The organism is Cobetia sp. 10Alg 146 (assembly GCF_029846385.1).
Classification (GTDB): domain Bacteria; phylum Pseudomonadota; class Gammaproteobacteria; order Pseudomonadales; family Halomonadaceae; genus Cobetia; species Cobetia marina.
In genome coordinates this window covers 163,263-186,570 of the sequence record NZ_JARWKT010000009.1, presented here as the reverse complement: position 1 = coordinate 186,570, position 23,308 = coordinate 163,263, and the positions used below count along the sequence as shown (strand labels likewise).

16 protein-coding genes are annotated in these 23,308 nt (G+C 63.8%); 3 read left to right on the top strand and 13 right to left on the bottom strand.

What is annotated here, in order from left to right; translation table 11 throughout:
* Positions 1-54: 54 nt before the first annotated feature.
* Together QD172_RS15295 and QD172_RS15290 are read right to left on the bottom strand one after the other, a co-directional pair.
* Positions 55-1,713 carry an AMP-binding protein gene (locus QD172_RS15295; RefSeq protein WP_279856203.1) on the bottom strand — a complete coding sequence of 553 codons (1,659 nt, stop codon included), beginning with the start codon at positions 1,711-1,713 and terminating at the stop codon, positions 55-57.
* A gap of 339 nt (positions 1,714-2,052) precedes the next feature.
* The gene (locus QD172_RS15290; protein WP_279856202.1) at positions 2,053-2,655 is read right to left on the bottom strand and encodes a TetR/AcrR family transcriptional regulator; all 603 of its coding nucleotides are present in this window, start codon (positions 2,653-2,655) and stop codon (positions 2,053-2,055) included.
* 117 nt (positions 2,656-2,772) lie between these two features.
* Here QD172_RS15290 and QD172_RS15285 point away from each other — a divergent pair, with 117 nt between their 5' ends.
* A complete protein-coding gene (locus QD172_RS15285; RefSeq protein WP_279856201.1) occupies positions 2,773-3,993 on the top strand; it encodes an acetyl-CoA C-acyltransferase in 1,221 nt (406 codons plus the stop codon).
* A 139-nt stretch (positions 3,994-4,132) separates the two neighbouring features.
* On the opposite strand, the gene pstB is transcribed toward QD172_RS15285, so the two are convergent.
* From pstB to QD172_RS15260, 5 genes are all read right to left on the bottom strand, one after another.
* Positions 4,133-4,936, bottom strand: coding sequence for a phosphate ABC transporter ATP-binding protein PstB (pstB, locus tag QD172_RS15280; RefSeq protein ID WP_077379425.1), 804 nt, complete (start codon positions 4,934-4,936; stop codon positions 4,133-4,135).
* A 113-nt stretch (positions 4,937-5,049) separates the two neighbouring features.
* On the bottom strand, positions 5,050-6,216 hold the full coding sequence (gene pstA, locus QD172_RS15275) for a phosphate ABC transporter permease PstA (RefSeq protein WP_077379289.1): 1,167 nt from the start codon (positions 6,214-6,216) through the stop codon (positions 5,050-5,052).
* Positions 6,217-6,230: 14 nt separating this feature from the next.
* Complete coding sequence (gene pstC / locus QD172_RS15270) at positions 6,231-7,487, bottom strand: phosphate ABC transporter permease subunit PstC (RefSeq protein ID WP_077379287.1); 1,257 nt, start codon at positions 7,485-7,487, stop codon at positions 6,231-6,233.
* Positions 7,488-7,616: 129 nt separating this feature from the next.
* The gene (locus QD172_RS15265) at positions 7,617-8,633 is read right to left on the bottom strand and encodes a substrate-binding domain-containing protein (protein ID WP_077379285.1); all 1,017 of its coding nucleotides are present in this window, start codon (positions 8,631-8,633) and stop codon (positions 7,617-7,619) included.
* A gap of 124 nt (positions 8,634-8,757) precedes the next feature.
* Positions 8,758-9,975 (bottom strand): Bcr/CflA family multidrug efflux MFS transporter, encoded by a 1,218-nt coding sequence (locus QD172_RS15260; protein WP_176493612.1) that lies wholly within the window; start codon positions 9,973-9,975, stop codon positions 8,758-8,760.
* A gap of 428 nt (positions 9,976-10,403) precedes the next feature.
* On the opposite strand from QD172_RS15260, the gene tal reads away from it, so the two are divergent.
* Positions 10,404-11,342, top strand: coding sequence for a transaldolase (gene tal, locus QD172_RS15255; protein WP_279856200.1), 939 nt, complete (start codon positions 10,404-10,406; stop codon positions 11,340-11,342).
* Positions 11,343-11,458: 116 nt separating this feature from the next.
* Here the strand turns inward: tal and QD172_RS15250 are convergent, their stop codons facing one another.
* The 6 genes from QD172_RS15250 to QD172_RS15225 form a co-directional block, all read right to left on the bottom strand.
* The gene (locus QD172_RS15250) at positions 11,459-12,013 is read right to left on the bottom strand and encodes an STAS domain-containing protein (RefSeq protein WP_084209290.1); all 555 of its coding nucleotides are present in this window, start codon (positions 12,011-12,013) and stop codon (positions 11,459-11,461) included.
* On the bottom strand, positions 12,006-13,157 hold the full coding sequence (locus QD172_RS15245) for a PP2C family protein-serine/threonine phosphatase (protein WP_084209291.1): 1,152 nt from the start codon (positions 13,155-13,157) through the stop codon (positions 12,006-12,008). The genes QD172_RS15250 and QD172_RS15245 overlap by 8 nt, the downstream gene beginning before the upstream one ends.
* A 107-nt stretch (positions 13,158-13,264) precedes the next feature.
* Positions 13,265-14,020, bottom strand: a complete 756-nt coding sequence (locus QD172_RS15240) for a VacJ family lipoprotein (RefSeq protein WP_240499592.1) — start codon at positions 14,018-14,020, stop codon at positions 13,265-13,267.
* 142 nt (positions 14,021-14,162) lie between these two features.
* A complete protein-coding gene (locus QD172_RS15235; protein ID WP_279856199.1) occupies positions 14,163-15,407 on the bottom strand; it encodes a beta-ketoacyl-ACP synthase III in 1,245 nt (414 codons plus the stop codon).
* Positions 15,408-15,696: 289 nt separating this feature from the next.
* Positions 15,697-19,863 carry an ATP-dependent RNA helicase HrpA gene (hrpA, locus tag QD172_RS15230; protein WP_279856198.1) on the bottom strand — a complete coding sequence of 1,389 codons (4,167 nt, stop codon included), beginning with the start codon at positions 19,861-19,863 and terminating at the stop codon, positions 15,697-15,699.
* 221 nt (positions 19,864-20,084) lie between these two features.
* Positions 20,085-21,833 carry an AMP-binding protein gene (locus QD172_RS15225; RefSeq protein WP_077379266.1) on the bottom strand — a complete coding sequence of 583 codons (1,749 nt, stop codon included), beginning with the start codon at positions 21,831-21,833 and terminating at the stop codon, positions 20,085-20,087.
* Between the two features lie 470 nt (positions 21,834-22,303).
* On the opposite strand from QD172_RS15225, the gene cysK reads away from it, so the two are divergent.
* The gene (cysK, locus tag QD172_RS15220; RefSeq protein WP_077379423.1) at positions 22,304-23,269 is read left to right on the top strand and encodes a cysteine synthase A; all 966 of its coding nucleotides are present in this window, start codon (positions 22,304-22,306) and stop codon (positions 23,267-23,269) included.
* Positions 23,270-23,308: the final 39 nt, after the last annotated feature.

The following is a 23,308-nucleotide window of genomic DNA, read 5'->3' as shown; positions in this document are numbered from 1 at the left end:
CAATGACGATCATCCTGCGGCAGCCCGCAAGGGGCGTAGCGGCAGCCGCGGGTCTCACTCCTCGCGAGCTTCGGCGCGCAGCAGGAATCGCTGGATCTTGCCCGAGGGTGTCTTGGGCAGGTTGTCCACGAAGCTGATCTCGCGGGGATAGCTGTGGCCTGATAGCCGCTGGCGCACTTCGCTGCGTATAGCCTCGGCGAGAGCTTCATCCCCGACATGTCCGTCGCGCAGCACCACATAGGCCTTGATGATCTCGCCGCGCAGGTCATCCGGCTTGCCGACCGCCGCGGACTCCGCGACGGCGGGATGGGCAAGGATGGCGTTCTCGACATCCGCCGGGCCGACCCGATAACCCGAGGTGGTGATGATGTCGTCGTCACGGCCGGCGAAGGTGAAGCGACCATCAGGCTCCGCGACGACCACATCCCCGGTCAGGTAATAGCCTTCGACACAGGGCTGTTTCTCCTGCCAGGTATAGCCGGAGAAGAAATAGGCGGGGGAATTGGCGATATCCACCGCCAGCACGCCCGGTTCACCGGGCGCAAGCTCCCGATATTCGGCGTCCAGCACGGCCAGGCGATAGCCGGGCAAGGGGAAGCCGACGCTGCCGATGACCACCTCATGCGCCAGAGCATGATGATTGCAGCAGACCATGCCGACTTCGGTCTGACCGTAGTGATCCATCACCGTGCAGCCAAGCTCACGGGCGACCCAGCCCACCACCTCGGTATTGAGCGGCTCGCCGGCCGAGCTCGCCACGCGCAGCGTCAGGCGCTCGAAGGCCCCCTCCCCGAGCCCGGAGGCCTTGAGCATCCGATAGGCCGTGGGCGCCGCCGCGAAGTTGTCGATGGCGTGGCGCTGCAGGAAGTCCAGCCCGCCCTGCGCGCTGAAGGGAGCTTGCATGAAGTAGGTGGTGGCACCCAGCAACAGAGGTGCCGTGATCCCGTAGTAAAGCCCGTAGGCCCAGCCGGGGTCGGCCATGTTCCAGAAGCGCTCGCCGGGTCGCAGATCCACTGCCAGCCGCTGATAGAGCCAGAAGGCCGGCAGCGCATTCAGTGCCACCGCCACCCCCTTGGGCTTGCCGACCGTGCCGGAGGTGAACATCTGCAGGAAGGGCGCATCACTCGGCAATTGTACGGGCGGTTGCGCCAGGGGCTCGCTTTGCATCAGGGCCTGCCAGTCCAGATCCCCCTCATCCAGTGCCTCCCCCTCCCCGCGCACGCAGATGATCGGTGGATGGCTCGCAAGCGCCCTGAACTTGGCACGCTGACCGGACTCGGTGATCACGACACTGGTCTCGGCGCGCGACAGACGGTAGGCGAGCGCATCCGTTCCGAAGGCCGTGAACAGCGGCTGATAGATGGCGCCCAATCGCCAGGTGGCGGCCAGCGCGATCAGAAGCTCAGGCGTACGCGACAGCATGCAGGCCACGCGCTCGCCGGGTCCGATGCCCTGCGCAGCCAGCGCCGTGGCCATCCGAGCACTCTCGAGATCCAGTTCGGCGTAGCTGAGCGTGCGTACCTTGCCATGCTCATCCTCGTGGACCAGAGCGATGCGCTCGCCCTGCCCGGCGCGCAGGTGCCGACCGATGCAGGCGTCAAAGGCATTGCCCATGTGCCCTTGCCCGGAGGACGTCAGGAGTTCATCGCGCAACGCGTCGATGTCGAAATGTTCCAGATACTCGCTCAGCGTCTGGCTGGCAGCGGGTTGCATGGCGGATGAATTCGCAGGTTCGTCAGATGTAGCGGCAGATGTAGCGACATATGCAGCAGAGGCGGCGCGTGACGTGCGGTTTGTTGTTGTATCGCTTGGCGTCATGGCGTGACTGGCTCCTGAGTGGCGCTCCGGGGCGGATCGAGATGGCTGGGCGCCAGCCATCTACAGTTAACGTAAACGTCAAGTTAGCGACAAGCCTGTCGTGCGGCAAGCATTGTGGCGCTCGACTGGCCGAAAGTTGCAGACGCCGTGTAACGGACGCTGTGTAGCAGACGCCAGGTAACGGATGCTGTGTAGCAGACGCCGTGTAACGGACGCTGTGTAGCAGACGCTCGCTCAGGGAAGACGACACAGGCTGTCGACCAGCGCCTCGGCCAGCTCATCCGGGGAACGCTCACCCTCGGGACGGTACCAGCGTACGCTCCAGTTGAGCGCTCCCAGCATGAACTGGCGCAGAAGCAGAGCATCTCCCTTGAGCAGTCCCGCGGCGACGGCCACCTCGATGGCGTCGCGCCACAGGGCTTCATACTCGTCACGCAGATGCACGAGATGCTCCCGCGAGGCTTGCTCGAGGCGACGCCATTCGTAGAGCGCCACGACATGCGCATTGCGGTCCGTCAGCAGGGTTTCCAGATGCGCCCGCGCCAATGCCAGCAAGCGCTCTCGCGCCTGCTGATGCCGTGATGCGGGGGCTGAGCCGGCTTCCAGCCGCGCGAGATGCTCACGCGCGATGGCCAGTGCGCTGAACATGCCCTCCTCGATCACCGCGCACAGGATTTCCTGCTTGTCAGCGAAGTGATGGAACAGGCTGCCGGACTTGATGCCCATTTCCTGGGCCAACATGCGAACGGTGGTGCGATCGAAGCCCTCCTCCACGAACAGACGGGCGGCGATGCGGACCAGCTCCTTGCGACGGGGTGAGGCGGTGGCTACATTCATCGTATAACTAGCGCTTGCTTGGTTTATGGGATTGAATGGATCAAAGCACAGCCACGCAGTGATCACAACGCCGAACGCCACAGGTGATCTTCCAATAACAAGACACTGGAGACCGTCATGACGACCGCTTCCCGCACCACGCCAAGCCCCACCACCGCCGCTGACGACATCGTGATCCTGTCCGGGGCGCGCACGCCGATGGGCGGATTGCAGGGCTCGCTTTCCAGCCTCAGCGCACCGCAGCTCGCCGCCGTGGCCATCAAGGCTGCCATCGAACGCTCAGGCCTGACACCCGCCGATATCGATGAGGGCATCTTCGGCTGCGTACTGCCGGCAGGCGTCAAGCAAGGCCCGGCACGTCAGGCCATGCGCCAGGCCGGAGTCCCGGACAGCATCGGCGCGACCACCATCAACAAGCTGTGCGGTTCCGGCATGAAAGCCACCATGCTCGCGCACGACCTGATCCGTGCCGGCACCAACCGCATCATGCTGGCGGGTGGCATGGAATCGATGTCCAATGCCCCGCACCTGCTCACCCAGGCACGCGGCGGCTATCGCCTCGGACATGGAGAACTGAAGGACCACATGTTCTTCGATGGCCTGGAAGACGCCGAGACCGGCAAGCTGATGGGCGTGTTCGCCCAGGAAGTGGCCGATGCGCGTGGCTATGATCGCCAGCGCATGGATGACTTCGCCATCGAATCACTCAAGCGCGCCATGGCCGCCACCGAGGCCGGCGACATCGCCCCGGAAATCGCGCCGGTAACGGTCAAGAGCCGCAAGGGCGAGAGTCTCGTCGAGCAGGATGAACAACCCTTCCAGGCCAACCTCGACAAGATTCCCACGCTGCGTCCGGTATTTGCCAAGGACGGCACCATCACTGCCGCCAATGCCAGCTCCATCTCTGACGGTGCCTCGGCCCTGGTGCTGACCCGACGTGATGAAGCCGAGCGTCGTGGCCTGGCCGTCAAGGCCCGCATCGTCGGTCACAGCACCCACTCCCAGCACCCCAGCGAATTCACGCTGGCCCCCATCGGGGCCATCGATTCGCTGATGAAGCGACTGGAGTGGACCACCGAGGATGTCGATCTGTTCGAGATCAACGAGGCCTTCGCCGTGGTGACACTGCTGGCGATGGATGCCCACGACATCCCGCACGACAAGGTCAATGTCTTCGGGGGTGCCTGCGCCCAGGGTCACCCGGTGGGCTCCACCGGATCACGCATCATCGTCACCCTGATCAATGCGCTGGAACGCCGCGGCAAGAAGCGCGGCATCGCGGCACTGTGCATCGGCGGCGGTGAGGCCACCGCGATCGCCGTCGAACTGGAAGGCTGAGCCGGGAACGGGGGCTGAGCCAACCTCGCGTTCCAGCACGTCTGACATGACAAGCGCCAGACACGACAGAAGGCCCGGATCCATGATCCGGGCCTTCTGTCATCTTCGGGAATCATTCGCGCCGAGACGGCGCCAGTCCTCAGCCATAGCGACCGGTGATGTAGTCCTCGGCCTTCTTGGTGTGCGGATTGGAGAACATCGTCTTGGTGTCGTTGTACTCGATCAGCTCGCCCATGTGGAAGAAGGCGGTGTAATCGGCGACACGCGCCGCCTGCTGCATGTTGTGGGTCACGGTCACGATGGAGAACTGGGTCTTCAGCTTGTCCATCAGGTCTTCGATGGTCGCGGTGGAAATCGGGTCCAGCGCCGAGGTCGGCTCATCCATCAGGATGACGTCCGGCTTGACCGCGATCGCACGCGCGATGCACAGGCGCTGCTGCTGACCACCGGACAGCGAGGTACCCGGCTGATCCAGAATGTCCTTCACCTCTTCCCACAGGCCGGCATCACGCAGCGCGCTCTCGACCAGATCGTCCTTGTCGGCACGACGGCTGACCAGGTCGTGCATGGTCGGCGCATAGGCGATGTTGTCATAGATGGACTTGGGGAACGGGTTCGGCTTCTGGAACACCATGCCGACACGGCGACGCAGTGCCACTTCATCCATGTTGCGGGCATTGACGTCACGCCCGTCCATCTCGACCAGACCCTCGATGCGCACGCTGCGGATCAGGTCATTCATGCGATTCAGGCAGCGCAGGAAGGTCGACTTGCCGCACCCGGACGGCCCGATCAACGCGGTGACATTCTTCTGGAAGATGTCGATGTTGATGTTCTTCAGCGCCTGCTTCTCGCCGTACCACAGGTTGAGGTCTTCCACACGGATGGCCAGCTCATGATTGGCCTCTTCGTTGGTCACGATTGGTGTGCCGGGGCGTGCCATGGCGACAGGCTTGGCGGGGGTGGCGACGGTGCTGTTCATGTCTCGTATTCCTTGTTCAGTCGTGGGTCGGGTCATGTCGTGCGTCCCGCCTCGGCGGGACGTGATCCACCGACCTACCAGCGACGCTCGAATTTCTTGCGCAGCATGACGGCTGCGGCGTTGAGGAAGATCAGCACTGACAGCAGCACCAGGATGCCCGCCGCAGTCCGCTCGACGTAGGCCTGTTCCGGCTCACCTGCCCAGGTGAAGATCTGGGCCGGCAGCACGGTGGCCGCCTGGGTGATGGAGGTCGGTGCATCCGGGATGAAGGCCACCATGCCGACGATGATCAAGGGAGCGGTTTCCCCCATCGCCTGCGCCAGACCGATGATGGAACCCGTCAGGATACCCGGCAATGACAGCGGCAGAACGTGATCCCGCACGACCTGCCAGCGCGAGCAGCCAACGCCGAAGGCTGCCTGACGAATGGTGTCCGGCACGCTGCGCAACGCGGAGCGGGTGGTGATGATGATCACCGGCAGCGTCATCAGCCCCAGCGTCAGACCACCGACCAGCGGGGACGAGCGCGGCATGCCGAAGAAGTTGATGAAGATCGCCAGGCCCAGCAGACCGAACAGGATCGACGGCACCGCCGCCAGATTGTTGATGTTGATCTCGATTGCCTGGGTGAGGCGATTGTCCGGCGCGAACTCCTCCAGATAGACCGCGGTCAGCACGCCGACCGGGAAGGCGAAGGCCAGAGTGACCAGCAACGTCAGGATCGTGCCCATCGCCGCCGACCAGATACCGGCATATTCCGGCATCTTGGAATCACCGGTGGTGAAGAAGTTGATGTTGAACTTGAGCTCGGCCGTGCCGTTCTCGACCATGCGATCCAGTACGGCGATCTGCTTGGGCTTGAGATGCGCCTTGTGGCCCTTGAGGTACTGATCCACCCGGTCGTCCGCGATCACCCAGGTCTCGAGGGTCTGGCCCAGCAGCTCCGGGTTGGCCTTCATCTCGCGTGGCAGCTGACGCAGCCAGCCGCGGCTGACCAGCTCACGCACATCCTCTTCCACCGCCGCGAGCGGAATCTCGCGTGACTGCTCGCTGTAGGTGACCGGTACCTTGAGCTCCGCCTGCTGGAAGGCCGGATAGCCGCGCATCAGCATGTCGCCGATGAACACCACCAGGAAGGTTGCCGCCAGGGCCAGCGCCGCCATGGACATGTACTTCAGGCGCTGAGTGCGGCGATGACGGCCCTTGAGCTGGGCCGAGATATCGTCGAAGGAATGGCTCATGTCTTGTCTCGGCCTCACAGATTGTTGGCGCTGTACTTCTCACGGAAGCGGCGGATGAGAACCACCGAGACCATGTTCAGCAGCAAGGTGACGACGAACAGCACCAGACCCAGCGCGAAGGCGGACAATGTCTCGGCACTCGCGAATTCCTGGTCTCCCGTCAGCGCGGCAACGATACGCACCGTCACGGTGGTCATGTCTTCCAGCGGGTTGGCGGTCAGATTCGGACGCATGCCCGCCGCCATCACCACGATCATCGTCTCGCCCAGCGCACGCGACATGGCCAGCAGTGACGCCGAGATGATGCCCGGCAGCGCGGCCGGCAGGATGACATTGCGGATGGTCTCGCCCTGGGTCATGCCCAGCGCCAGAGACCCCTGACGCATGGTGTCCGGCACGGAGGTGATGACGTCATCCGACAGTGAGGAGATGAAGGGGATGATCATGATGCCCATGACCAGTCCCGGCGCCAGAGCATTGTTGTAGGACGCCTCGATACCCAGCGGCGAGAAGATGTCGACGATCAGCGGTGCCACGGTGATGGCGGCGAAGAAGCCATAGACGACGGTCGGGATACCGGCGAGCACTTCCAGCACCGGCTTGGCCACGGTACGCACGCGCTCCGGGGCGAATTCCGACATGTAGACCGCTGCCAGCAGGCCGATGGGAATGGCCACCAGCATGGCGATCAGGGTGATCATGAAGGTACCGGCGAACAGCGGAACCGCCCCGAAGTTGGCGGTGCTCTCGACGCCCTCGCCACGGCCGGCTGCCAGCTGGAAGCTGTTGCCAGGGTCCCAGGTGGTGCCGGTGATGAAGGTCCAGAAGCTTTCCATCTGGAAGAAGCGGATGGCTTCGAAGATGATGGAAGCCAGAATGCCGAACGTCGTGACGATGGAGATCATCGCCGCCCCGATCAGCACATAACGAATCAATGTCTCGATCGCATTGCGCGCGTGAAAATCAGGCTTCACCAGCGCCAGACCGATGAGCATGCCGACACCTGCGACGACGAGGCTGGCAGCCAGCAGCTCGGCGCCCTCGATGGATACCCCGGCCGTGGCGATCGCCAGTACGGCGGCCAGTCCGACCAGCAGTGCCGGGCCGGCACAGGAGATGGCGGTGAACCAACCGTATTGATCCGGCTGGGCGTACATCTCTGCCCCGCTGGCACGCACCTTCTGCGCCTTGCCTCGGCCGACGAAGAAGGCAATCAGGCCAGACAGCGCCACGATGCCAATGAAGAAGAGAAAGATCTGCTGAGTCTGCATCTTTCGAGTCCCGGAGTCGCGTTATCCGCAAAGTGAAGGCAACTTGCCTGTCCGATATCCCTGCGGACCGTCATGCAAACGGGCCGGCTGCCAATGGCAACCGGCCGCGTCGTGGGTCAGCTGCGTCAGTTACTTCTTGAGGTCAGCCAGGGTCAGCTTGGTGCGGTTCTTCACCTGCTCACGCAGGGCTTCACGCTCATCCTTGGGCAAGGGAATCAGGCCGATGCCCTTCAGGTAGCCCAGCTCACCGATCATCTTCTCGCTCATGAACAGGTCGTTGTAGGCCTGCTGCGCCGGCACGTCATCCTTGTGCTGGTTCTTCACGTAGTAGAACAGCGAGCGGGACACCGGGTACTCACCGGAGGAGATGGCATCGGCTTCCGGCAGGACGCCATCGATGGAGGCACCGACGACCTTGTCGGCGTTCTCTTCCAGGAAGGAGTAGCCGAAGATACCGAAGGCATCGGTGTTCTCGACCAGTTTCTGGATGATCAGGTTGTCGTTCTCACCCGCCGCGATGTAGTGGCCGTCCTGACGGATGTTGGTGTAACCCTCACCGCCGTAGCCTTCCATCTCTTCGGTGGAGACTTCCATCACCAGCTCTTCGAAGGCATCACGCGTACCGGACGTGGAAGGCGGACCATAGACGGTGATCTTGCGATCCGGCAGGGAGGAATCGATCTCGGACCACTTGGTGTAGGGGTTGTCGACCAGCTTGCCATCGACCGGCACCTGAGCGGCGACCGCCAGGGTGATCTGCTCACGCGTCAGGTTGATGTCGCCATCACCGACCGCCTGAGCGAAGGCGATGCCATCGAAGCCGATCATCGCTTCGGTGATGTCGGTCACGCCATTCTCTTCACAGCGCTCGAACTCGGACGTCTTCATGCGGCGGGAAGCGTTGGTGATGTCCGGCGTGCTGTCCCCGACCCCTTCACAGAACAGCTTCATGCCGCCACCGGAACCGGTGGACTCGATGACCGGCGTCGGGAAGTCGCTGGTGGCACCCAGCTCTTCCGCCACATAGCTGGAGAACGGATAGACCGTGGAAGAGCCGACGATGCGCAGCTGTTCACGGGCTTCTGCTGCACCGACGGATGCGGCGAGAACAGCGACTGCGAGACCTGACTTGAGGAACGCCTTCATGCCTGAAACTCCTTGCGAAAAGAATGAGCCTTGAGGTTGGCTTCTTGTCTACGAGGAGCACTTTGCCAAGCATTCATGACAACCGTGTGACAGTCATCGCGAGTCGCCGTGTGATCAATGACCCTCAGTCCGAGGGGGCGGCATGACGCGCCAGGGCGCGACGCCCCGCCAGCACGCGCAGCAGGATATTGCTGACCAGCGCCGTGCCCAGCATGCCGAGGATCATCGGCCACAGGCTGTCCATCGCCAGCCCTGCGATCAGCATGCCGATCAAGGCGCCACTGGCGAATTGCAGGCTGCCGATCAGGGCGTTGGCGGTGGCACTGATACGGGGGAAGTACTCGAGCGCGGAAGAAATCGCATTGGGAGCGACCATGCCGTTGGCCCCGACGAAGAGCATCAACAAGGGTGCCATCAGCGCCAGATGATCCAGCCCCAGCGCCAATGCCAGCACCAGCAGACAGGCCGCGAGCAGCTGGATACCGATCCCGATGCGCAGCAGCCGTGGAGGCGACATGCGTGACAGCAGGCGCACGTTGAGGCGATTGGCGGTGAACATGAACAGGATGTTGGCCCCGAACAGCGCCGGGTACCAGGAGGCGGTGACACCGAAGTGCTCCATGTAGACATACGGGGAGGCGGTGATGAAGGCGAACATGCCACCGAAGCCCATCGCCTGGGTAATGGCATAGCCCATCGCCGGGCCATGGCGCATCACGCTGACGTAATCGCGAGCGACCTGCGCGATGCTGGCCGGAGGCTCATCCGCTTCGCGATGGCGGCGTGTCTCCGGCAGCCGGAAAGGCAGCACGACCAGCAGGAAGGCGGCATAGGCGGCCAGGAAGGCGAAGATCAGCCACCAGCCCGCCAAGCCCAGCAGCAGACTGCCGATCGCCGGGGCGATCAGCGGTGCCAGCATCATGATCACCGCGACGGTCGAGAGCACCTTGGCCGCCTCGCGCCCGCTGAAGCAGTCACGCACGATCGCCGAGGAATTCACCACCGAGGCCCCGCCGCCCAGCGCCTGCACGAATCGCAACGCATAGAGGCCTTCGAGACTGTCGACCTGGGTGATCGCCAGACTCGCCAGCAGGAAGACGAAGATCCCGGAGAGCAACACCGGCTTGCGGCCGATGCGGTCCGACAGCGGCCCGAAGATCAACTGCCCCAGCGAGAAGCCGAGCAGGAAGATCGACAGCGACAGCTCCGTATGATGGACGCTGGTGTCGAGCGCTTCCGCCATGGCCGGCAATGCCGGCAGATAGGCATCGATGGCCAAGGGGGCCAGTGCGGTGTTGGCAGCGACCAGCAAGGCCAGCTGACGGGTTTGACGCTTGTCCACATCCCCTCCCGAGAGTTTCACGATAACGGCGCGATCATGCGCCTGCTGAAGAATCCTTTACGATGCAGCACGTCATGGACCCAGGTGCCGGCATCGGCCCGCTCACCGGCTCCCTCACCGTCCTTGGGTCCCCGACACCTCGGTGCCAGCCTGTCGCAGGCATGAGCGGACACGTCTGCCGGTAGACCGCGACAGTGGGCGCGCCGCCATACAATTGATACAGTTGAGGTAACGAACGTGAAGAAGTTGTCACATCCATGTGATCATGTTCACACCGACAGCGACGACATCCCCGCGGTACGGCCGATGGAGTATCATCGTCGAGGCTCTGGCCATGTCGTTCCCGCTTCGTAGCCCAGACCTTCACGTCTTCCCTTTTCATGAAGGTCGTCATCGGACGACCCGCGCTCAGTACAGGAAACTCTTGCATGGCACAGGACAAGCTCTCACAACTCAAGGACATGACCACCGTTGTCGCCGACACCGGTGACCTCGAGGCGATTCGTCGTTTCGCGCCCACAGATGCTACCACCAACCCGTCGCTGATCCTGCAGGCCGCCCAGGACCCGTCGCGTCGCGAGCGCCTGACCGAGGTCGCGCGCAAGGCCACCGACATCGACGATGCCGTGGACGCCGTGGCCGTGGATATCGGCACCGAGATCGCCGGTCTGGTACCGGGCTATGTCTCCACCGAAGTCAGCGCCCGCCTGTCCTTCGATGCCGACGAGACCATCCGTCGCGCGCATCGCATCATCGAGCGCTACGCCGCCAATGGCGTCGGTCAGGAGCGCATCCTGATCAAGACCGCCTCCACCTGGGAAGGCATTCGTGCCGCCGAGAAGCTCGAGCGTGAAGGCATCCGTACCAACCTGACGCTGCTGTTCAGCTTCGCCCAGGCCCAGGCCTGCGCTGATGCCGGCGTGACGCTGATCTCGCCCTTCGTCGGCCGTATCCTCGACTGGCACAAGGCCAACCAGCCGGATGCCGATTTCAGCGGCGACAACGACCCGGGCGTGAAGTCCGTCAAGGCCATCTACGAGCACTACAAGGGTCACGGCTACAAGACCATCGTGATGGGCGCCAGCTTCCGCAACACCGGGGAAATCGAAGCCCTGGCCGGTTGCGACCGCCTGACCATCTCTCCGGCGCTGCTGGGTGAGCTGGCCGAAAGCACGGGCCCGCTGGCGCGTCGTCTGCAGGCCGCCGATGCCGAGCGCAACGTGCCGGAAGTGCTGACCGAGCCCAACTTCCGCTGGGACATGAACGAAGATGCCATGGCCACCGAGAAGCTGGGCGAAGGCATCCGCAAGTTCATGGCGGATCAGCGCAAGCTCGAGTCACTGCTGGCCGAACTGCGCAGCCACTGAGCATGACGTCGAGAACACGCCCTTGTCGAGCAAGGGCGTGTTTCTGGCGCAGCAACGAAGAGCGCCTGCCGTGAATCACGGCAGGCGCTCTTGCGTTCAGGCGACACCCCGCATCGTCAATGCGGCTGGCGCTGCTCCTCGCTTTCCAGAAGCTCGATCAAGGGCTGGAACTGCAGGCGATTGTGGCCATTGAGACACATCAACAGACGATGCGCCTCGAGAATACGGCCGCGCAGTGCCTGCTCCTGACTCGCCGAGGCCTCTGCCCCACCCTCGACCGGCACCTCCGCCGTGGCGTCATCACAGCCCGAGCTGTCCAGCTCGGCCTGCTCCGCCTCCGCCAGCTGACTGGCATCCACGACACTGGCCACCTCATCGAACCCCATGACCTTGAGCATGGTCATCACATCAGGGTGAGCCGCTACCACCTGGGCCGGCAGGATCAGACGATCCCGCACGGCCAGTGCCAGCTTGGCCAGAAAGCCAAGTGCAGTGGAGTCAATGTTGGTGGCTTCGCGCAGATCGATGATCACGCTTTCCAGACCATCGACCGCTGCCACGCGTTGAACCTGCTGGTCCAGCGTGGCACACAGTGTCAGGCGTACGTCACCCGACAGCTTGAGCACGAACAGGCCGTCATCGAACACGGCCTGGATACGTCCTTCATCCATCATGGAATCCTGTCAGCGTCATCAGGGTAAGGTCATCCGGCAGCTCACCATCCAGTGCCAGACCGCGGCGCAATCCCTGCACATCCTCACTGCTCAGTATCCGTTGATGCAGTGCTTGAGTTCGTTCCTCCAGCGCCTCGCCCGGCAGGCACTCCAGCACACCATCACTGGCCAGCCACAGGCGGAAACGCGCGGGAAGCGCCACACGATACGCCGGATAGCGGGTGCCTGGGAAGAGGCCTACCGGGCGCCCGCTGCCTTCCAGTACCTGAATCCCACCCTCCGGAGTCACCAGGACCGGCATCGGCAGCTGGGCCCCCAGGGTGTAATGCAGCGTGGCCGCTTCACGGTCAATCACGCCGCACAGCACGGTCGCGTGCTTGCCGATGCCACTGTCCAGCAGCTCACGGTTGAGCAACGCCAGCCATTCAGGACCGAAGGTTTCCGGCGTATGTTCCTCCCAGTGGCGAATCGCACGCGCGAACAATAGCTTGAGCAGCACCGTCACGAAGGCCGAAGACGCCCCATGCCCGGAGACATCGGCGAAATAGAACAGACTGAAACGCTCATCGATCGCCTGATACTCGAGAAAATCTCCCGACAGATACAACGACGGCGACAGGCAGTAGTCATAGCGGATGCCATTGATTCTCTGCCCACTTTCCGGCAACAAGCGTTGCTGGATCTGCCCACCGGCCAGCTGGTCCTGACGCAGCATCGCCAGATGCGTCTCGAGATGCTCATTGAGCTCCTCGAGGCGCGCCCGGGCCTTGGCGTGTTCATGCGCGAGCTGGTGATGCTCCGCCGCCCGCTTGAGCAGACTGCGCAACACCGAGCCATGCTCACGTGGGGCGATCAGATAATCCACCAGCCCCGCCTCCACCGCGGGCAACAGGCATTCATCGCCGCGACTCTCGGCCACGACCACCGTGGGCAGGCACTCGGCGAGACGCGCCCACTCCTGACTGGCCACGGCCTCGACATGCGCCACCACCACCGCGACCCCACTGGGCAGCGTTGCAATGCTGTCACAGGCCGCCACTGCACAACGCTCATCCGTCAACAGCGTCGCCAGCGCATCACGCCGCGAACCGACCAGATCGATCAGACCGATCAACAGACGCTTGCCTTGCTCATCCGCCATGCCAACCTCTCATGCCCGTCCCGTGCCGCAATCCACTGCCAGACCCTGGCGCCTCGCCATCGCACTATCCGCATGCCTCGACGTGCCGCCAGGACACTCGGCAGCCCTTACTGGCTGTCATCTTCCGGTGCAAAGGCACCATCGAGATCCGCATCATCGAAACTGTCGCTGGCGAAGGGATCATCCCCGAGCTTGCCATCGTTGATCTCGAAGTTGCGACGCTGCAGATAGGCATCGCGGATGAAGCTGTAGCGATCTCCCTGAATCAACTTCTCCTGCTCGAGCAGACCGGCACGGGTATCGACGAGATCCAGTGCTTTCAGGCCATAGCGCACCTTGTCTTCCTCGAGGTAGTTGATCGGATCATTGAAGTAATCCACCGGCATGCCGGCAGTGTCACGCAGCGTGCTCGGACCGAACAGCGGCAACATGAGGTAAGGCCCCTGGCCGGCGCCCCACACGGCAAGTGTCTGACCGAAATCTTCCTCGTCGACCGTCCAGCCAAGCTCGCTGGCCGGATCGAACAGCCCGCCGATACCGACGGTGGAATTGAGCAGCAGGCGCCCCGTGGAAATCCCGGCATTCGCCCACTTCCACTGCAGCACCGAGTTGAACATGGTGCGCACTTCCCCGAGGTTGGAGAAGAAGTTGCCCACGCCATCCTGAACCAGCTCCGGCGTCACGTAATCGTAGCCCTGAGCCACCGGCTTGAGCGCATAGCGATCCAGGGTGTCATTGAAGGTGTAGACGTTGCGGTTGAAGCCCTCCCACGGGTCCTGGGGATTCGGCTCGCTGTCACCTGTACTGGCACAACCGGCCAGCAGAGACATGGCCAGCAGTGCCGGCAGGGAAGTCTTGATCATGTGCATCGCATCACCTGTAAGTCTGTTGGAATCCTGCAGCGGTCCTTGCCACATCCATGGCTGTCAGGTCCGGTCTTCTTTATACGTTCCGCTCACGCCAGGAGCCAGTGCGCCATCCGCTCAAGCACGCCATCAGCGCGTATCATCCACAGCGTTTCAGCAGCACGCTTCCCGCACTGTAGCCGGCCCCGAAGGAGCAAAGCACACCCAGGCTGCCAGCGGGCAGATCCGCATGATGCAGATGGAAGGCGATCACCGACCCCGCCGAGCTGGTATTGGCGTAGCGGTCGAGAATGATCGGCGCTTCCTCGCTCGACGGATCACGCCCCAGCACGCGACGAGCGATCATGTCGTTCATGTGGCGATTGGCCTGGTGCAGCCACATGCGATCAAGATCACCGCCATCGGCCTCGAGCTCGCCCAGATGCGTGGTGATCAGCTCGGCCACCATCGGGCAGACTTCGCGGAACACGCGCCGACCTTCCTGGATGAACAGCTTGTCATCGGCCTGTTCACGGTGCGTGGCGCTCTCCAGCGTCGTGGCAGATGCCACATCATCCTCAAGCACCGCGGTGCGATTGAGGAAGCCGAAATTGTTGCGTATCGCGTTGGAGAAACGGGTCACCAGTCGCGTACCGAGCACCTCGAAGCCATCGGTGCGCGTGGCGACATCCGCCGCTTCCAGCACCACGGCCGTGCAGGCATCGCCGAAGATGAAGTGACTGTCGCGATCACGGAAATTCAGATGCGCGCTGCAGATCTCGGGATTGACCATCAACACCCGCTGCGCGCTGCCACTGCGGATGGCGTTGGCTGCGGTCTCGATCCCGAAGGTGGCGGAGCTGCACGCCACGTTCATGTCAAAGGCATAGCCACCGGCCTCTAGCGCCGCCTGCAGCTCCACCGCCACGGCCGGATAGGGGCGCTCGAGATTGGAGCAGGCCACGATGACCAGATCAAGTTCCTCGGCCTTCACGCCCGCCGCGGCCAGCGCCTCACGCGCGGCCGCCACGCCCATCTCGCACTGCACAGAGGGTTGATCATTGTCGCGCGCGGGCAGCCGCGGGCGCATGCGCTCAGGGTCGAGAATACCCTCGGCATCCAGCACGTAGCGGCTGTGGATACCCGAGGCCTTGACGATGAATTCAGCGCTGGACTCGGTACGCGGCTCGCGCTCGCCCCGAGCGATGGCCTCGGCATTGGCGGCGTTGTCCGCCGCCACCCAGGCATTGAAGGAGGCGACCAGCGCCTCGTTGCTGACGGCATGTTCCGGCGTGTAGAGGCCGGTGCCGGTGATCAGCACGCGGTGGTTGCCAGTGGCGTCCAGCTGGCGCTCCGCCGTGGTGGCGCGAGGGTCGGCAGCGTGCTGATTGTCGTTGCTGGGCATGCATCCACTCCTGACAGTGGCCTCTCGTCGGAGACCACCGATTGATCGGGTGACGTCGCGGCTGACATCCCATGCGGCGGATGCCGAGCCTCCGGGTCCGCGCCGGCAGCGAGACAGTGTCACCCCCTTGTCTTCAGTGTACGCTGTCTCGCGCCAGGCGGACGCCTGAACCTGGCATCCGTCCCGTGATAACAGCCGTCTCTTAAACAGCTTTCTCTGTATGCAGCTTGAGCCATACGCGAGCATCACGCCTCCACGCAGCAGTCACGCAAGCGGATGGCGGCTCGACTCAGCGCCGCGCCATCAATTCCTGCCAGCGCTTCTCCAGCCGCTTGGGGGAGACGGTCTCCAGCGTACCGAGCTGCTGGGCGAACAATGAGACGCGCAGCTCCTGCAACCACCAGCCGAACTCCTCCAGCTCCGCATCGGGCAGGCCCTGCTCGCGGGCCTTGCTCAGGCGGGCATCAAGGCGTGTCTCGAAGCTCTTGACCGCCTCCATGTCACGTTGATCACGCATGCGCTCACGCGGGGCCTTGTCGAGGCGGATCAGCATCGCCTCCACATAGCGTGGCAGCTGATGCAGCCAGGCACCCGCCTCCTGAATGAAGCCCGGGTGCACCAGGCGGGCCTGCTGGGCCTTGAGGTCTGCCACCACCAGCGCCATCGAGAAGTCGATCTTGCCCTTGAGGCGCTTGGAAAGCTCAAGGTGCTGCGTGAGCGCAGCCTCCAACGGCTTGATCAGTGCTTCGGCGTGGGGCACCAGCTCGGCCCGCTTGTCATCCAGACGCGCCTGCAACTCACCGCGCGAACGCGGCAGCGGCTCGACGGCCATCACCTGCTCGAAGACGCTGTAGAGGAAGTCATCCGCCAGCTGGCGACGCGTGCCGACCTTGGCGAACAGCAGCGCGTAGCGCTCCAGTGCCTTGAACTCCCGGTCCAGATAGCGCACCTGGTCCGGCAGGCGCGCCATCGCCAGACGCGTGATGCCATCACGATGCGCGGCGGCGGCCTTGGCCGGATGATCGAACAGCTCCACGCTCAGCTGCTGCTCGCTTGAGGCGGCAGCATTCGCGGGCGAGTGACTTGACGGTGCACTGTTTCTGCCGGTCTTGCGTGCCAGCTTGCGTTCCTTGGCACTCATGCCGCCCTCGGCGGGCGCCGCCGCCTTCACCACCAGCGCCGGATAGGCCTCGACCCGAATGCCTGCCTGGGTGGTGCTGTGGGAGGTCGCGATCGGCGCCTCCGGCAGGTCTTCCAGCACTTCACTGTCGGCATCGCGGCTGCGACTGGCCATGGCGCGTGCCGCGGCGGCGGCCGAGTCCTTGAAACGCGCCTCGAGCACTTCAAGATCACGCCCCTCCCCCAGCACCTTGCCGTCCTGATCGACGATGCGCAGGTTCATGTTCAGGTGCGGCTCCAGCGTCTCCGGCGCCCAGGCATCCGACGGCAGGCGCAGGCCAGTCTTGACGCGCATGAACTCGGCCAGCGCGTCGGTCAGCGGCACGTCGTCCGGGGTCAACGCCTCAAGCGCGGCATCGACCCAGTTGGGAATCGGCACCACCTGCTTGCGATACTGCTTGGGCAGCGATTTCATCAGGCCGATGGCCTTGTCCCGCAGCAGTCCCGGCACCAGCCACTCGATGCGATAGCGCGGCAGCTGGGAGAGCATCGCCGCCGGGACCGTCATGGTCACGCCGTCATCCACCGCGCCGGGCGCGAAGTGATAGCTCAGCGGGTAGGCGACGCCATTGTGATGCAGCTGCTCGGGATAGCGTGCAGCGGTGACTTCCTCGGCATCGCGCGCCATCAGGTCATCGAGATCCAGATGCAGGACATTCGGATTGTCGCGCTCGGCATCCTTGCGCCACTTGTCGAAGCCGCGCCCGTTGTAGATGCCTTCCGGAATCCGCTCGGCATAGAAGGCGAACAGCGTCTCCTCATCGACGAGAATGTCACGCCGGCGCGCACGATCCTCAAGCTCCCCGACTTCCTCCATCAGGCCACGATTGTGGGCGAAGAATGGCGCGCGGGTCTGGAATTCACCCTCGACCAGCGCCCGGCGGATGAACAGCTCGCGGGATTCCTGTGGCGCCAGCGGGCCGTAATGCACCTTGCGCGCGGTGACGATGGGCAGGCCGAACAGCGTGACCTGCTCACTGGCGACCACCTGGGCACGCTTCATCTCCCAGTGCGGCTCGCTGTAGCTGCGCTTGACCAGATGCTCGGCCAGCGGCTCGACCCACTCGGGCTTGATCGCCGCGACCTGTCGCGCGTAAAGCCTGGTGGTCTCGACCATCTCGGCCGCCATCACCCACTTGGGCGACTTCTTGGCCACACCGGAGCCCGGGTGCACGAAGAAGCGTCGGTTGCGCGCCCCGAGATACTCGCGATTTTCCTGCTTGAGGCCGAGATTGGAGAGCAGCCCGGTCAACAGCGCACGATGCAGGGCTTCATGATCAATGGCCACCGACGGACGACGGCCCTGGCCCGGAGACGCCAGTACCCGCGCGGTGACCTCGGCCTGTGCCTCGGCGTCGCGCTCGTGCTGGCTGCTGGTCATCTCCAGCCCGAGATCCCGCGTCAGCTGCTTGAGCTGACGGAAGGTGTCATGCCACTCGCGCAGACGCAGATAGTTGAGGAAGCGCGCCTTGCACCAGCGACGCAGCGGGTTGGCGCCCAGGGCATCACGCGCCAGCTCGAAGCCTTCCCACAGATTCAGCCAGCTGACGAAATCGGAGCTGTCATCGTCCCACTCGTGGTGGATCTGATCCGCCTGCTGGCGCTTGTCGGCGGGACGCTCGCGCGGGTCCTGGATTGACAGTGCACTGACGATGATCAGCACTTCACGCAGACAGCCGCGCGAGGCGCCTTCCAGCACCATGCGCGCCAGACGCGGGTCGATGGGCAGACGTGCCAGGGTGCGACCATCACGACTCAGGCGGTTGTGCTCATCCACCGCGCCCAGTTCGCGCAGCAGGCGGAAACCATCGGTGACGAAGCGCGAATCCGGCGCATCGACGAAGGGAAACTTCTCGATGTCGCCCAGCTTGAGCGACAGCATCGACAGAATGACCGAGGCCAGATTGGTGCGCTGGATTTCAGGCTCGGTGTATTCCGGGCGCGCGAGGAAATCCTCCTCGCTGTAGAGACGGATGCACAGGCCTTCGGCGATACGCCCGCAGCGGCCCTTGCGCTGATTGGCGCTGGCCTGACTGATCGGTTCCACCGGCAGTCGCTGGATCTTGGAGCGATAGCTGTAACGACTGATGCGCACCAGACCCGGGTCGATCACGTAGCGGATGCCCGGCACGGTCAGCGAGGTCTCGGCGACGTTGGTGGCCAGCACGATGCGCCGGCCACGATGCGGCTGGAAGACGCGATTCTGCTCTTCGTTCGAGAGTCGCGCGTACAGCGGCAATACCTCGGTATCGCGCAGCTGGGCGCGACGCAGGGTATCCGCGGTGGCGCGGATCTCGCGCTCGCCGGGCAGGAAGATCAACACGTCACGCGGCCCCTGCATCCAGCCCTTCTCGCGCTCGATCAGCGACAGCTCTTCCACCGCGCGCAGGATACCTTCCTGCAGGCTGAGGTCTTCCTCATCCTCGGCATCGCGCACCAGCGGCAGGTACTGGGTCTCGACCGGGAAGTTGCGCCCGCTGACCGAGACGATGGGCGCCGGCGTGCCATCCTGGGCCGCGAAGTGCTGACTGAAGCGCTCCACGTCGATGGTCGCCGAGGTGATGATGATCTTGAGATCCGGACGGCGCGCGGTGAGGCGCTTGAGATAGCCGAGCAGGAAGTCGATGTTCAGACTGCGCTCGTGGGCCTCATCGATGATGATCGCCTCGTAGCGGCTCAGGTCCGGATCATGCTGGGTTTCCGCCAGCAGGATACCGTCGGTCATCAGCTTGATCAGCGTCGACGGGCCGGTGGTGTCGTTGAAGCGCACCTGATAGCCGACCGTCTCGCCGAGGGTCGTCTCGAGTTCCTCGGCCAGACGCGCCGCCACCGAGCGCGCCGCCAGACGGCGTGGCTGGGTGTGGCCGATCAGACCATTGCGCCCCAGCCCCATCTCCAGACACAGCTTGGGCAGCTGGGTGGTCTTGCCCGAGCCTGTCTCACCGGCGACCACGACGATCTGATGTTCGGCGAGCGCGGCGAGGATGTCCTCGCGACGTTCCACCACCGGCAGTTCCGGCGGATAGTTGAGTGCGGCCGGTGTCTGCCAGCGCGCCAGCGCCGTCTCGCGCGCGGCACGCTGGGCGATGCTCGCCTCGAGGCGGCTCTCGATATCGTTGATGGCACGATCGACCGGCTTGCCTTCCTTGAGACGCCGACGCAGGCCAGCCAGGCGCTTGCCCAGCTCGCGCTGATCACGGCTCAGGGCGCGTTCGAGGCGAGCCGCAAGGGCTTCAAGACGCGCATGTTCGGACGGTGCGGTAGCGGTGTCGCTCAAGGACTGCCTCTTCTCAACCAGCGACCACACGCCACGCGCGCAGCCGGATACTCTCGGGAACTCAGCCTCTCGCCCGACTGCACAGGGCAGCGAGCCACGAGACCTGAATGACGAAACGGCCCGCCAACAAGTGACGGGCCGTCCATTGTAGCCCCGCGCGTAGCCACGCCCAACCTTGGTGGCCGCCCGCTCATGCCGGCGGCCCGTCTCAACGCCGGGTTTCAGGTCTCGCGCACCGGGGTATTGCCTCCTTCGTCGTCGCTGTCACGCAGTTCACGGCGCAGCACCTTGCCCACGTTGGTCTTGGGCAGCTCATCGCGGAATTCGACGAAACGCGGCACCTTGTAGCCGGTCAGCTGCTCCTTGCACCAGCTGCGCAGGCTGTCGCGGTCGAGATCCGGGTTGCTGGACACGACGAACAGCTTGATCGCCTCACCGCTCTGCTCGTCCGGCACACCGACCGCCGCGGCCTCGACGATATCCGGATGCCCGCTAACCACGTCCTCGATCTCGTTGGGGAACACATTGAAGCCGGAGACGATGATCATGTCCTTCTTGCGATCGACGATGCGCACGAAGCCATCCGGCTGGATGACCGCGATATCGCCGGTGCGGATGAAGCCCTCGTCATCCATCGCCTCACGCGTGGCGTCATCACGCTGCCAATAGCCCTTCATCACCTGGGGACCGCGCACGCACAGCTCACCCGGCGCGTCACGCCCCAGCGTCACGCCCTCGGCATCCACCACCTTGAGTTCGGTGCCGGGCACCGGCTTGCCGATGGTCCCCAGCTGCAGCTCACGCGGGGGGTTGAAGCTGACGATGGGCGAGGTCTCGGTCATGCCGTAGCCCTCGGCGATCGGGCAGCCGGTGACGGCTTCCCAGCGTTCAGCCGCGCTGCGCGTCAGGGCCATGCCGCCGGAGATGGTCAGCTTGAGGCTCGAGAAGTCCAGCGCCTTGAAATCATCACGCTGGCACAGCGCCGAGAACAGCGTATTGAGGCCGACGAAGGCGGTGAACGGTGTCCTGGCCAGCGTCTTGATGAAGCCATCGATGTCACGGGGATTGGTGATCAGCACGCTGTGGTTGCCGCTCTCCATGCTGTAGAGGCAATTCACCGTGAAGGTATAGATGTGATAGACCGGCAGCGGCGCGATCAGCACCTCCTGGCCTTCATTGAGCACATCACTGATCACACCGCGCGCCTGCAGCATGTTGGCCACCAGATTGCGGTGGGTCAGCATGGTGCCCTTGGCGACCCCGGTGGTCCCGCCGGTGTACTGGAGTGCCGCGATGTCGTCAGCCTCTCGCGTGACACGCGTGTGCGAGAGCCCCGCGCCGCGCTTGAGCACGCTGCGCAGCGAGTGGGCGTCGGGCAGATGGTACTTCGGCACCATCTTCTTGACGTAGCGTACGGCCAGGTTGATCAACGGGCGCTTGGGGAAATCATGCAGGTCACCGATCTCGGTGATGATGACCTCCTCGATGGACGTGCGCTTGAGCACCTTCTCGAGCTTGTCCGCCATGTTGGCCAGAATCACGATGGCGCGTGCGCCGGAGTCATGGAACTGGTGCTGCATCTCACGCTCGGTGTAGAGCGGGTTGGTGTTGACTACCACCAGACCGGCGCGCAGCGCCCCGAACACGGCCACCGGGAACTGCAGCAGGTTCGGCAGCTGGATGGCGATGCGATCCCCGGGCTCAAGGCCGGTCTCATGCTCAAGCCAGGCGGCGAAGTCGCGCGACAGGCGATCCACATCGGCGTAGCTCAGCGTCTTGTCCATGCAGCTGAAGGCCGGGCGCTCGGCATAATTGGCGCAGCTGGCCTCGAAGACCTCCAGAATCGAGGGGTACTCCTCGAGACCGGACAACGGCTCACCGCTGAGAATCAGGGAATCGGCGGCCTCTGCCGAGCCTGACTGGTGCGGATCATGGGCTGCCGCAGGGGCGGCAGGATTGGCATCACGCATGGCACTTGGCTCCATGGCATCGTTCGTCTGGTGCATTCCCCGAGAGGCGGTGGAGACCGCTGGCGGCTGCTTGACGACAGCCCTCGCGAGTGATCGCAACACTTGTTGTTATCGGGACGTGGTGTCCGCAGCTGGACGGACACGCAGGAAATGACGGGGGATGCCGAGATGGCACTCCACCCCACCCTCTCATGCTGTCAGGCTACCTTAACCAGCCGTCTCAAGATTGTAAAACGATCGATTGAAACCATCGTTCACATTACGGGAATCGACTGCTGTCGGCCATGACGGCATGCATCACATGGGGCCCTGACGACGCTGACATGTCGTTATGCTCTCAAGGCCTTTGAATCGCGACGCGCTACCTCTTACTCTGAAGCCCATCCACACAGAACGCCAGTGGCAGCCGCATGCCCGGCGTCTGTTTCTCGTCACTCATGTCACTGTTCATCGATCAGAGAGATTTCCCCATGGCAAAGATCTACCAGGACAACTCACAGGCCATCGGCAATACACCGCTGGTCAAGATCAACCGCCTCAGCCGCCACCCGCGCCTGTACGCCAAGGTGGAAGCCCGCAACCCGGCCTTCTCCGTCAAATGCCGGATCGGTGCCAGCATGGTGTGGGATGCGGAAGCGCGCGGCGAGCTCAAGCCGGGCATGGAGATCGTCGAGCCGACCTCCGGCAATACCGGTATCGCGCTGGCCTTCGTCGGTGCGGCGCGTGGCTACCCCGTCACCCTGACCATGCCGTCCTCCATGAGCATGGAGCGCCGCAAGGTGCTGAAGTCACTGGGTGCCAATCTGGTGCTGACCGACCCCGCCAAGGGCATGCAGGGCGCCATCGACAAGGCCTGCGAACTCAAGAAGGCCGAGCCGGAGCGCTACTTCCTGCCGCAGCAGTTCTCCAATCCGGCCAACCCGCGCATCCACGAGGAAACCACCGGCCCTGAGCTCTGGGATGCGCTGGACGGCGACATGGACGTGCTGGTCGCGGGGGTCGGCACCGGCGGTACCATCAGCGGTATCGCACGCTACTTCAAGACGGTGCGTGGCCAGACGCTGGAAGCCGTGGCGGTAGAGCCGGCGGAATCGGCCATCATTGCCCAGCGCCTCAAGGGCGAGCCCATCACCCCGGCACCGCACAAGATCCAGGGGATCGGTGCCAACTTCATCCCCGACAATCTGGATCTGACGCTGATCGACCGCGTCGAGTCGGTGGTCAGCGAAGACGCCATGGCCATGGCACGTCGCATCATGCAGGAAGAAGGCATCATGTGCGGCATCTCCTGTGGTGCGGCAATGACCGCGGCACTGCGCCTGGCCGAAGACCCGGCCTACGCCGACAAGTCCATCGTCGTCATCCTGCCGGACAGTGGCGAACGCTACCTGTCCTCGCCGATGTTCGCCGGCATGTTCGATGATGTCGAAGGCTGAATCTGATGCCTGCCGCTGACCGCAAACGTCAGTGAAGAC